Annotated in this window: 8 protein-coding genes and 4 tRNA genes; 5 read left to right on the forward strand and 7 right to left on the reverse strand. The window is 68.6% G+C overall.

Translation table 11 applies throughout. From position 1 onward, the window contains the following. Positions 1–118 precede the first annotated feature (118 nt). Both AB0B29_RS21360 and bldC read left to right on the forward strand, forming a co-directional pair. A complete protein-coding gene (locus tag AB0B29_RS21360; protein ID WP_362241913.1) occupies positions 119–964 on the forward strand; it encodes a hypothetical protein in 846 nt (281 codons plus the stop codon). 599 nt (positions 965–1,563) lie between these two features. Beyond that, entirely contained in the window at positions 1,564–1,770 is a 207-nt protein-coding gene (bldC, locus tag AB0B29_RS21365; RefSeq protein ID WP_003949541.1) for a developmental transcriptional regulator BldC, read from the forward strand. Between the two features lie 462 nt (positions 1,771–2,232). Here the strand turns inward: bldC and AB0B29_RS21370 are convergent, their stop codons facing one another. From AB0B29_RS21370 to AB0B29_RS21400, 7 genes are all read right to left on the reverse strand, one after another. Then, positions 2,233–2,439, reverse strand: a complete 207-nt coding sequence (locus AB0B29_RS21370) for a DUF6274 family protein (protein ID WP_362241916.1) — start codon at positions 2,437–2,439, stop codon at positions 2,233–2,235. Positions 2,440–2,766: 327 nt separating this feature from the next. Further along, positions 2,767–2,841 (reverse strand) — tRNA-Asp (locus AB0B29_RS21375). Between the two features lie 93 nt (positions 2,842–2,934). After that, a complete protein-coding gene (hrpA, locus tag AB0B29_RS21380) occupies positions 2,935–6,879 on the reverse strand; it encodes an ATP-dependent RNA helicase HrpA (protein WP_362241919.1) in 3,945 nt (1,314 codons plus the stop codon). 297 nt (positions 6,880–7,176) lie between these two features. Further along, positions 7,177–7,250 (reverse strand) — tRNA-Phe (locus AB0B29_RS21385). Between the two features lie 24 nt (positions 7,251–7,274). Next, positions 7,275–7,349 (reverse strand) — tRNA-Asp (locus AB0B29_RS21390). A 35-nt stretch (positions 7,350–7,384) separates the two neighbouring features. Further along, a tRNA-Glu gene (locus AB0B29_RS21395) sits at positions 7,385–7,457 on the reverse strand. Between the two features lie 80 nt (positions 7,458–7,537). Then, complete coding sequence (locus AB0B29_RS21400; protein ID WP_362241922.1) at positions 7,538–9,112, reverse strand: metallophosphoesterase family protein; 1,575 nt, start codon at positions 9,110–9,112, stop codon at positions 7,538–7,540. A gap of 83 nt (positions 9,113–9,195) precedes the next feature. Here AB0B29_RS21400 and AB0B29_RS21405 point away from each other — a divergent pair, with 83 nt between their 5' ends. From AB0B29_RS21405 to AB0B29_RS21415, 3 genes are all read left to right on the forward strand, one after another. Further along, entirely contained in the window at positions 9,196–9,546 is a 351-nt protein-coding gene (locus AB0B29_RS21405) for a metallopeptidase family protein (protein WP_362241925.1), read from the forward strand. Positions 9,547–9,633: 87 nt separating this feature from the next. After that, entirely contained in the window at positions 9,634–10,167 is a 534-nt protein-coding gene (locus tag AB0B29_RS21410; RefSeq protein ID WP_362241928.1) for a hypothetical protein, read from the forward strand. A gap of 459 nt (positions 10,168–10,626) precedes the next feature. Next, a partial coding sequence (locus tag AB0B29_RS21415) for a DEAD/DEAH box helicase (RefSeq protein WP_362241931.1) occupies positions 10,627–12,328 on the forward strand: 1,702 nt, incomplete at its 3' end.

A 12,328-nucleotide genomic window follows, 5' to 3' on the forward strand; every position in this document is an offset into this window, starting at 1 on the left:
ACAGCACAGGATCACCTCCGACCGGAGTACACCCGTGCGACGATTTGCATAGATTTCCCGCGCGATCGTGAGTGGGTTCCGCAGGTTTTCACGGCGGTGCGCGGGGGAGGGAGCAGGCGTGCCCAAGGTGACCTCGGTGATCGTCCCCTACGCGACCTACCTGCGCGTGTACGAACCGCTGGCCGCCTTCCCCGAGCCGGAGCGCAGCCAGTGGGCCCGCTACGCCCGCCGTGCCGACCGTCCCACGTACCAGGACGAACTCCGCCGTGCGCTGGCCGACTTGGCGCCGGTCCCGCCGGTCCCGGTGCCGGTGCACGAGAGCGAGGACGCCTTCGTGCTCGACGTCGAAGGCGTCGTCTGTATCTGCCCCTGGCGCACCCGGCTGCGCGGCTGGCTGGCCCTGGACGAGCTCTCCGAGGAGCTCCCCCCGCCGGTGATGGACGCGGTCCTGCCCCCCGTCCTGCGGCGCCAGGCGGCCCAGGACTACGAGCGCTGGCTGGCGATCAACCCGGACGCCCGGCCGTGGATCCGCACGGCCACCTGGCAGGTGCCGATCAACTGGTTCGTCCTGGTCTCCGACGAGGAGCGCGAGTACGACAGCGGCGCCTCGGCCGGCGGCCCACCGGTGCTGCGCTACCGCACCCCCATGGTCCAGGCCCGCCGGCGCGTGGCCCGGGGCCTGCGCGCCCTGAAGGAGGCCATGGACGAAGGTCCGCTGATCGACGGCCTGATGGACGTCGGGCGCTGGCTCGAGGAGTTCCACCCGCGCTCCCTCGTGGAGCTGGACTACGGCGGCCTCGTGCACGCGCTGCCGGCGGGGGCGCTGGAGGACGATCACTCGGCCGCGGACGTGGCCGAGGGCATCGCCGCCCTGAGCAGGGGAGACGGGGAGGCCGCGGGGAAGGCGTACGCCCGGCTCGTGGAGCGCTGGCGCTCCGTGCGGGATCTGCGGTCGGCCAACTGACCCCTGACCATGATGTCCGTACACACCGCTCGCATTCGGTCACGAACTGACGTTTGACGAACCGCCCGATTTGGGGTTTCGTCCTCGCACCGAGTTCCTGAAGCGGGCCGTGCTTCTCCTGAGGCTTCGTCAACAAGGGACGTAGGGCCCGATCCGGGCAGACCTCTCAAGTAGGCCAAGCGTGACGGACTACACGTACGAGGCTCTTGCGTCCCTTGCCCCTCCTCATGCCAAAATAGGACAAGGAGTCCGGGGAGGGCTCCTTCCGTCCCATGGTGCTGCACTATGGGCGGAATCTCAGCATTGCACGCTTTGGGGGGTCTGGTGACTTCCTGATCACCCTGTGACTGATCGTCACAGCGGTGTGACTGTCCGCTATGGCATGGTCCATCGGCTTCCGTCGCTGATGAACACCTGGAGGGGCAATTCCATCGGTTTGGCCGACGCGGCTGGACAGATGGTGTAGTTGTAGTGCCGAGGACAAGCCGTTCGTCCTATAACCGACTCGACTCGCGTCCGCCATTTCGGGCAACGCGGGTCAAGGTGCAGAATTTAGAGGAAAGAACCGAGAAGGTTCGGTTCTCCCGAGGAGGCCGCTCATGACCGCTCGCACCCCTGATGCCGAGCCGCTGCTGACCCCGGCTGAGGTCGCCACCATGTTCCGTGTGGACCCGAAGACGGTCACGCGGTGGGCGAAGGCCGGCAAGCTCACGTCGATCCGCACGCTCGGCGGGCATCGGCGCTACCGCGAGGCCGAGGTCCGCGCTCTGCTCGCGGGCATCCCGCAGCAGCGCAGCGAGGCCTGAACAACTGAATAACCGGGCAAAACCGGCCGGTCCCCCACTGGTCGCGGCGCCCGGAACCGCAGCTCCAAGCGACGCGGGTCCTGCCCCAACAGGCCCCACGCCCACGCCAGTCAGAGCTTCTCAGGCATACAACAGGGTGCGTCGTCGATCGCGCTGGACTCCGCCGGGTCCAGCGCGATCTTTTTTGTGCGCCCGCGACGGTTCTGCCGATCCGGCTGTGAGCGGCCTTGTAGGAGCCTGGGGAGGGGTGTCGGGTCGCCTGTGCGTGACACCCCGGACGGGGTGCAATTGCACATATTAAATTGACCCATTGTAGGAGGGGGGTAAGTAACCCCTTTCCCAAAACTCATACGGTGACACCCGTCACATACCAAGCGGCTTGTTAGCTCCGCCTCGGCTGCGGTAAGGGAGCCTCCCTCTCCAGCGACCCGCGTGCGTACGGGTGTTGGGACCCCTCGTGGATCAGGCCGGCGCAGGGCTCTCGTCCTCTTGGGGCGGCGGGGGCGGGGCCGGAGCCGCGGTCCGGGTGGTGCGCGGAGCGGACTCCATCGCCAGCCGCAGCAGTCGGTGGCAGATCGGGCAGCGCCGCGTGAGGTGCCCGTACGACGACGCGGCCGACAGGTGCGCGCGGAGCAGGGCCCGCGTCTCGTGCCTGGCCGCTGCCGCCATACGCCACCTCCAAGAGGCCGTACGAGGAACGGCCCTGGTTCTGGGGTACCGAGGGATTGAGGGGCCGTCAAGACGGCGTGTACGGGCCCGGAAACAGCTGCGGAGCCCAGACGTACGAAAGGGGCCGGTTCTCGAAGGCCCGGACGCAACGCAAAGAGCCCGCATCCGAAGATCCGGGCTCTCTCACTGCGGTCCTGACGGGATTTGCTGTATTCGATGGCGGCTGCGCCGCGGGCGCGGCCTGCACCTCGACCGGGTGGCGGGGGTAGGGGCCGGGGATGCGAGAGGGCCCGCACCCTTGCGGGGGCGGGCCCTCTTCTCTCACTGCGGTCCTGACGGGATTTGAACCCGCGGCCTCCACCTTGACAGGGTGGCGAGCACTCCAAACTGCTCCACAGGACCAGGTTTCGCGGCGCTATTCGTGCGTTGCGCTGCGAGAAGAGACTGTACAGGAGGGTGAGCCCCGGGTCGAACTCACCCAGCGTGCCGGTCCCGTCACGGCGCCGCCGCGTCGATCGCCTTCACGATCCGCTTGTCGGACACGGGGTACGCCGTGCCCAGCGCGTGGGCGAAATAGCTCACCCGGAGCTCCTCGATCATCCAGCGGATGTCCAGCACCGACGACGGGACCGGCCGGCCCTGCGGCAGCTGCTCCAGCAGCCAGGCGTACTCGTCCCGCATCTCCTGGACCTTCTGCATCCGCGTGGTGTCCCGCTGGACGTTCGTCGGCATCTGCTGCAGACGCCGGTCGGCCGCCACCAGATAGCGCATCAGGTCCGGCAGGCGCCGCAGCCCCGCCTCCGTCACGAAGCCCGGCTTCACGAGGGCGTCCAGCTGCCCCCGTACGTCCTGGAGGTTCGCCAGCAGCGCCGGGCTGCGCACGGCCTTCAGGCGCCGCTCACAGGCCTGCCAGGCAGCCAGGACCTGCTGCACCTGGCCCACCGTACGGACTGTCGTGTCGACGATCTCGGCACGCACCCTGTCGTACAGCTTCCGGTACGACTCCTCGTCCCACGCCGGACCGCCGAAGTCCCCGATCAGCTTGTCGGCGGCCGCCATCGCGCAGTCGTCGAACAGACCCTGGATCGAGCCGTGCGGATTCGCGGACAACGCCAGCTTCTGCGCGTTCGTCAGGCGATCGCTCGCGAACTTCGCCGGATTCACCGGGATGTTGCGCAGGATCAGCCGGCGCGTGCCCTTCCACATCGCCTGCGCCTGCTCCGCCTCCGTGTCGAAGAGGCGCACGGAAACCGTGTCGCCGTCGTCGACCAGCGCCGGATACGCCTTCACCGGCTGACCGGCCCTGCGGGTCTCGAAGACCCGGCTGAGCGTGCCGATCGTCCAGTCGGTCAGGCCCGAGCGCTCCAGGGACTCACCGCCCGAGCGTTCCGCCGTCGCCGCGGCCGCCTGGGAGAGCGCCTTGCGGGCCTTCGGACGCAGCTTGAGCTTCAGCGCCTCCAGATCCTTGTCCTCGGCCAGTTTGCGGCGCCGCTCGTCGACGATCCGGAACGTGACCTTCAAATGGTCGGGGACCTTGGACAGGTCGAAGTCGTCCGCCTCGAAGGGCACGCCGACCATGAGCCGCAGCTCACGGGTCATCGTCGCCGTCAAAGGCTCCTGAAGGGGCACGGCCCGCTCCAGGAACGCCTTCGCGAAGTTCGGCGCGGGGACGTAGTTCCGCCGGATCGGTTTGGGCAGAGACCGGATCAGCTCCGTCACCAGCTCCTCGCGCAACCCCGGGATCTGCCAGTCGAAGCCCTCGTCCGTGACCTGGTTGAGCACCTGGAGCGGAATGTGCACCGTCACGCCGTCGGCGTCCGCCCCCGGCTCGAACTGGTACGTCACCCGGAACTTCAGATTCCCCTGACGCCACGAGTCGGGATAGTCCGCCTTGGTGACCTCGCCCGCCTTCTCGTTGATGAGCATCTCGCGCTCGAAGTCGAGAAAGTCGGGCTGCTCGTGCCGCTTGCGCTTCCACCACGAGTCGAAGTGGGCCCCGGAGACCACGTGTTCGGGAATCCGCTGGTCGTAGAAGTCGAACAGCGTCTCGTCGTCGACCAGGATGTCCCGGCGCCGGGCCCGGTGCTCCAGCTCCTCCACCTCGGTGAGGAGACGGCGGTTGTCCGAGAAGAACTTGTGGTGCGTACGCCAGTCACCCTCCACCAGCGCGTTCCGGATGAACAGCTCACGGCTGATCTCCGCGTCGATCCGCCCGTAATTGACCTTCCGCTGCGCCACGATCGGCACGCCGTACAGCGTGACCTTCTCGTACGCCATCACCGCGGCCTGGTCCTTCTCCCAATGCGGCTCACTGTAGGTGCGCTTGACCAGGTGCGCCGCGAGGGGCTCGACCCACTCGGGCTCGATCTTCGCGTTGACACGCGCCCACAGGCGGGACGTCTCCACGAGCTCGGCGGACATCACGAAACGCGGAGGCTTCTTGAAGAGGGCCGACCCGGGAAAGACCGCGAACTTGGCGTTCCGGGCGCCCAGATACTCGTTCTTCGCGCCGTCCTTCACGTCCTTCATGCCGATGTGCGACAGCAGGCCGGCCAAGAGGGAAAGGTGGATGCGGTCGGCCGGGGCGTCGTCCTCGTTGAGATGGATGCCCATCTGCTTCGCGACCGTACGCAACTGCGAGTAGATGTCCTGCCATTCGCGAATGCGAAGGAAGTTGAGGTACTCCTGCTTGCACATCCGGCGGAACGAGGACGACCCGCGCTCCTTCTGCTGCTCACGGAGATAGCGCCAGAGGTTGAGGTACGCGAGGAAGTCGCTGGTCTCGTCCTTGAAGCGCGCGTGCTGCTGATCGGCCTGCGTCTGCTTGTCCGCGGGGCGCTCACGCGGATCCTGGATGGACAGCGCGGCGGCTATCACCATGACCTCGCGCACACAGCCGTTCTTGTCCGCCTCCAGGACCATCCGGGCCAGCCGGGGGTCGACGGGCAGCTGCGCCAGCTTGCGGCCGGTGTCCGTGAGCCGTTTGCGGGGGTCCTTCTGCGCCGGGTCCAGGGCGTTCAGCTCCTGGAGCAGCTGGACACCGTCGCGGATGTTGCGGTGGTCCGGCGGATCGATGAAGGGGAACTTCTCGATGTCACCGAGACCGGCCGCCGTCATCTGCAGGATCACGGAAGCGAGGTTCGTCCGGAGGATCTCCGCATCCGTGAACTCCGGACGCGCGTTGAAGTCGTCCTCGCTGTACAGCCGGATACAGATACCGTCGGACGTACGCCCACAGCGGCCCTTGCGCTGGTTGGCACTCGCCTGCGACACCGGCTCGATGGGCAGCCGCTGAACCTTCGTACGATGGCTGTAACGCGAGATCCGCGCAAAACCCGGGTCGATCACATACTTGATGCCCGGAACCGTCAGCGAGGTCTCGGCGACATTCGTGGCCAGAACGATCCTGCGGCCGCTGTGCTGCTGGAACACCCGATGCTGCTCCGCATGGGAGAGCCGGGCGTAGAGCGGCAGGACCTCTGTGAACCGGTAGTTCTTCTTGGTGAGGGCGTCCGCCGTGTCCCGGATCTCCCGCTCACCGGAGAGAAAGACCAGGATGTCGCCCTTCCCCTCCCTCTGAAGCTCCTCCACGGCATCCGTGATCGCGGTGATCTGATCACGGTCGGCGTCGTCCCCGTCCTCCTCCAGCAGCGGCCGGTAGCGCACCTCCACCGGATACGTACGGCCACTGACCTCGACGATCGGCGCATCACCGAAATGCCGCGAGAAGCGCTCGGGGTCGATCGTGGCCGAGGTGATGACGACCTTGAGATCAGGGCGCTTCGGCAGCAGCTGAGCCAGATACCCGAGCAAGAAGTCGATGTTGAGAGACCGCTCGTGCGCCTCGTCGATGATGATCGTGTCGTAGGCACGCAGCTCACGATCCGTCTGGATCTCGGCCAGCAGGATGCCGTCCGTCATCAGCTTGACGAACGTGGCATCCGGATCCACCTGATCAGTGAAACGGACCTTCCAGCCCACCGCCCCGCCGAGCGGAGTGTCCAGCTCCTCGGCAACCCGCTCGGCAACCGTCCGGGCCGCGATCCTGCGCGGCTGCGTGTGCCCGATCATGCCCCGCACACCGCGCCCCAGCTCAAGACAGATCTTGGGAATCTGCGTCGTCTTGCCGGAACCGGTCTCGCCGGCGACGATCACGACCTGGTGATCGCGAATGGCCTCGGCGATCGCATCCTTCTTCTGGCTGACCGGCAGCTGCTCGGGATACGTGACCTCGGGCACGAGCGCACGCCGACCGGCCATCCGCTCCTCCGCCCTGCCGACCTCCGCCTCGATCTCGGCGAGCACAGCGGCCCGCGCCTCCGGCTTACGGATCTTGCGCGCACCTTCGAGCCTGCGCCCGAGCCGGTGCGCATCGCGCAGCGACAACTCGGACAGGCGGGGGGCGAGGGCGCCGAGGGCGGGGGCAGGGTGCGTAGACATACGGGATCCAGGATCTCATCCCCCGCAAATCAGAGGCGAACGGATTTCCACCAGAGCACGCAGACCGTCTTCGAGCGCTTGAACGAGCAGCCATTCGATCGAGTGGTCGAAGGTCGATCACCTGACCCGAAGCCATCGGCGGGGCGAGCTGCGAGCCGGGGCCCTTCTGGGTAGCGGGCTCGGACGCTCGTACGCCGCCGTGGGTGGTCCTGGTAGCGGACGCGATCGCTCGTACCACGGGGGCGGTAACGCAAGGCATACAACAAGGCCCCGATCCGCAGATCGGGGCCTTAGCTGTGGCTGGGGCCGGGGTCGAACCGGCGACCTATCGCTTTTCAGGCGATCGCTCGTACCAACTGAGCTACCCAGCCACGAGGTTTCACGTGAAACCTCAGCGGTCCTGACGGGATTTGAACCCGCGGCCTCCACCTTGACAGGGTGGCGAGCACTCCAAACTGCTCCACAGGACCAAGCTTCGTACGACAGTGTCGCACAGGGTGGTGCGTGCCCCCAACGGGATTCGAACCCGTGCTACCGCCTTGAAAGGGCGGCGTCCTAGGCCGCTAGACGATGAGGGCTATCGGCCCGCCTGCGCGCTTCTCAGCGCGTCGGGGACGTGAGAAGCATATGGGATGGCGGGAGCTATCGCCAAAACGGTTTAGGGGGAGGCCGACGGGGAGGCCCCCGAGGGGGTGGTGGGGGAGGGTGTCGCGCCGGGCTGGTTCTCCTCCGGGAGGTGGCGGCTGACCTCCGCCGTCGTGAGGCCGAGGCCGCCCAGTTCGATCTCGTCCCAGGCCTGGAGGTGGCGGGTGTCCCGGTCGAAGTACAGGATCGACGCCTCGATGGGGTCGGGGTGCTTGCCTTCGATGGCGCGCAGTCCGCTGCCGCCCGTGGAGCCCTCGATGCGCAGCCGGGTGCCGTAGGGCAGCAGCTCCATCTCGTCGTGGTGCAGGTGGCCCGCCAGGGCCAGGGGGGCTTCGCCGTCGATTTCGCGGGCGGCGGCGGGTTCGTGGGCGACGGCGATGTCCACCGGGGTGCCGGCGGTGCTCTGGTCGCTCAGGGCGGTGGCGAGGCGGGCGCCGGCCAGTTCTTGGGACTGTCGGGCGCCGGTCTGCCGTGAGCGGTCGGGGGTGTACTGCGGGTCTCCGATGCCGGCGAAGCGCAGGCCTTTGATCGTCTGTGCCTTGCCGTCGTCCAGGACGTGGACGTTCTTCAGGCTCTCCATGTAGCGCTGGGTGATCATCGAGTCGTGGTTGCCGCGGACCCAGACGTAGGGGGCGCCGAGGTCTTCGATGGGGTCCAGGAAGCCGTTTTCGGCGGCGGTGCCGTGGTCCATGGTGTCGCCGGAGTCGACGATCACGTCGATCTTGTACTGCTCCACGAGCGAGGCGATGATTTTCCAGCTCGCCGGGTTGAGGTGGATGTCGGAGACGTGCAGGACCCTGATGGTGGAGGGGTCGGGGGCGTAGGCGGGGAGTGTCGAGGTGGCGTCGTAGAGCTTGGTCACGTTGGTGACGAGGCGGGCCAGTTCCTTTTGGTAGACGTCGAATTCCGTGACGATGCTGCGTGCGTTGCCGACCAGGGAGGGGGCTGAGGTGAGCAGTCCGGAGAACTTGGGTTCGAGGACGGAGTCGGGGCGCCAGGTGGCGTAGGCCGTGCCGCCCGAGGCGGCGAGGAGGGTGAGGGCGAGGCCGCCGGCGGCGAGGGCGCGGCGGGGTCGGCGGTAGACGGCGAGGCCGAGGGCGGTGGCCCCGGCGACGACGGCGACGCTGGAGCGTACGGCCAGGTCGAGGGTGCCGCGGCCGACGTCCTGGGTGACTTCGTCCTGGAGGCCGGAGAGGCGTTCGGGGTGGTCGACGAGGGCCTGGGAGCGGTCGGGGTCGAGTTGGTCCACGTTCACGTCCAGGCGGACGGGGGCGATGTGGCTGTCGAGCTGCAGGGCGCCGAGGGGTGAGATGTTGATCTTGGTGCCGCCGGTGAGGGAGGGCCGCAGTGTCATTGTGGTGTCCATGGGGCCGACCGGGACCCGGACGTTGCCCACGACCAGCAGTCCCAGCCAGGCGCCGCACAGCACGACGGTCACGAGTCCCGCGGCGCGGGTCCAGGGGTGTGGCTGGGCCACGAGTTCGATGGTGGTGGGCGCCTGGCGGGAGCGGTAGCGGCGGGCCAGGGCGCGTGGGGCGTTGCGGATGGGGTTCAGGGCGTTCAGGACTGCGGCGGGGACGCGGGCCATTGATCCCGTATGCCCAAGTGTGCGGCCGGATATGCGGCGCCGGGAGGCTCTCGTGGGGCGGGGCCGTGGCTGACAATGGGCCTGTGCTGGAGATGACGCGTGAGGAGTTCGAGGAGCTGGTCGCCGAGGCGCTCGACCGGATCCCGCCGGAGTTGACGCGGCTGATGGACAACGTCGCGGTGTTCGTCGAGGACGAGCCGCCGGCGGAGGATCCCGAGCTGCTCGGGCTGTATGAGGGGACTCCGCTGACCGACCGGGGTGAGTGGTATGCCGGTGTGCTGCCGGATCGGATCACCATTTACCGGAACCCGACTTTGCGGATGTGTGAGTCGCGGGAGGACGTGGTGGCTGAGACGGAGGTCACCGTGGTGCATGAGATCGCGCACCATTTCGGCATCGACGACGAGCGTCTTCACGCCTTGGGGTACGGCTGACCGGGTTGTGAATGAGGGGCGCGTGTCCTCTTGTGGGCGGCGGGAGTTGGAGGTGTTGACTTCCTCACCCGTTCCGGAGGTGGCCCCGTGCGCCGCTTGTACGTACCCGTCCGACTGGCCGTCACGGTCGTGGCGGTTGCCGCTGCCGCCGGCTGCATGAGTGTCGGTGACGACGATGCGGGCGGGAGCGTCAAGCCGTCGCACTCCGCCGGGCAGCGGGGTGGCGGGGCGCCCGAGGGTGGTCCGGCGGTGTCGGGGGGCGGTGCGCATCCGGGTGCGGTCGGGACCGATGGTGAGCGGGGGCGCGGCAAGGGCGGGAAGGGCAAGAAGGGCAAGGGCGGCGCGGCGGGGAAGTCGGCTGCGCCCGAGGTGTCGCCGAGTGCTGAGGTGAGCCCGCCCGGGCCGGGGGGTGACAAGCCCGGGAAGCCGGACCGGCCGACGCCGAAGCCGCCGGTGCCGCCGACGCCCACGCGGACGGTCGAACCGGAGCCCACGCCGACGCCGCAGGAGCCGACGGCGTCTCCCGAGCCGACGCCGGAGCCGTCGTCGTCGGCGCATGAGCCGCCGGGGCCGCAGCTCGAGCAGCGGGAGCCGGCGCCGGAGGCGGGGGCGCCGGCGTAGGGGCGGGGATGCGTAGGTGGCGCCGGTGTAGGGGCATGGGTGCCTCTAGGAGTGCGTGGGTGGCGTGGGGGTGCATGGGTGTCCCAGGAATGCGCGGGTGGCGTGGGGGTGCACGGGTGAGTGCGCGGTGGCGCGGGGGATGCGCGGGTGGGGCGAAGTTTTCTTTCGGGGCGGGAACAATCCCGGCTGGGCGGTGGTTGGGCAGGAGTGGGTGCTGTCCGGCCTTCGGAGGGTGGCCCGCTGTCTGCCTGCACAGTCCGGTTTGCCTTGTGGGGCCCGGAGTGCGTATGGTGGCAGATCGTTTGATCCCATCTTGCCCGGCGCCACTGCAGAGCGCGCCGTGTGGCGCGTACTCTCCCTTGCCGTGGTGGACCGCATTGAGGCGGTCGTATTGCGATTCGCGAATCACGGAGTTGACGGGCGCGTGCCGACTGAGACTCCGGAAGGTTTCGCATTCGCATGTCCATTGCCAGTACTGATCACGTCGTCGTGCCCGAGAACGAGGCAGTCGAGGACGCCCCCGAGGTCACTTTCGCGGACCTCGGTCTGCCCGAGGGCGTCGTGCGCAAGCTCGCGCAGAACGGTGTGACCACCCCCTTCCCGATCCAGGCCGCGACCATCCCGGACGCCCTGGCCGGCAAGGACATCCTCGGCCGAGGCCGCACCGGCTCCGGCAAGACCCTGTCGTTCGGTCTGCCGACCCTGGCGCGTCTCGCCGGCGGCCGCACCGAGAAGCACAAGCCGCGCGCGGTCATCCTCACCCCGACCCGCGAGCTCGCGATGCAGGTCGCGGACGCCCTCCAGCCCTACGGCGACGTCGTCGGCCTGAAGATGAAGGTCGTCTGCGGCGGTACGTCGATGGGCAACCAGATCTACGCCCTGGAGCGCGGCGTCGACGTCCTCGTCGCCACCCCGGGCCGGCTGCGCGACATCATCAACCGTGGCGCCTGCTCCCTGGAGAACGTCGAGGTCGCCGTCCTCGACGAGGCCGACCAGATGTCCGACCTGGGCTTCCTGCCCGAGGTCACCGAGCTGCTCGACCAGGTCCCGGCCGGCGGCCAGCGGATGCTGTTCTCGGCCACGATGGAGAACGAGATCTCCACCCTGGTCAAGCGTTACCTGAGCAACCCGGTCACGCACGAGGTCGACAGCGCCCAGGGCAACGTCACGACCATGTCGCACCACATCCTCATCGTGAAGCCCAAGGACAAGGCGCCGGTCACCGCCGCGATCGCCTCCCGCAAGGGCCGCACGATCATCTTCGTCCGCACGCAGCTGGGTGCCGACCGTATCGCCGAGCAGCTGTGCGACGCCGGTGTGAAGGCCGACGCGCTGCACGGCGGTATGACGCAGGGTGCGCGCACCCGCGTGCTGGAGGACTTCAAGAAGGGCTACGTCAACGCGCTCGTCGCGACCGACGTCGCCGCCCGCGGCATCCACGTCGACGGCATCGACCTGGTGCTGAACGTGGACCCGGCCGGTGACCACAAGGACTACCTGCACCGCTCCGGCCGTACCGCTCGCGCGGGCCGCTCCGGCACGGTCGTGTCCCTGTCGCTGCCGCACCAGCGGCGTCAGATCTTCCGGCTGATGGAGGACGCGGGCGTCGACGCCTCGCGCCACATCATCCAGGGCGCCGGCGCCTTCGACCCGGAGGTCGCCGAGATCACCGGCGCCCGGTCGATGACCGAGGTCCAGGCCGAGTCGGTGGGCAACGCGGCGCAGCAGGCCGAGCGTGAGGTCGCTCAGCTCACCAAGGAGCTGGAGCGGGCGCAGCGGCGTGCCAACGAGCTGCGCGAGGAGGCCGACCGCCTGATCGCCCGGATCGCCCGCGAGCAGGGTGAGGACCCCGAGGCCGCGGTGGCAGAGGCCCAGGCTGCGGTGGTGGCCGCGGCGGCCGAGGTGTCCGTGCCCGAGCAGCCGGCGGCGCAGGATGTCGACCGGGCGGACCGGGACGACCGTGGTGGTCGTGGCTTCGAGCGTCGTGACGACAACCGCGGTGGCGGTTTCCGCCGGGACGAGCGTCGTGATGACCGTGGTGGCCGTTCCTTCGAGCGTCGTGACGACCGTGGTGGTCGTGGCTTCGAGCGTCGTGACGACAACCGCGGTGGCGGTTTCCGCCGGGACGAGCGTCGTGATGACCGTGGTGGCCGTTCCTTAC

It is taken from the genome of Streptomyces tibetensis (genome assembly GCF_040647715.1).
Lineage (GTDB): Bacteria > Actinomycetota > Actinomycetes > Streptomycetales > Streptomycetaceae > Streptomyces > Streptomyces tibetensis_A.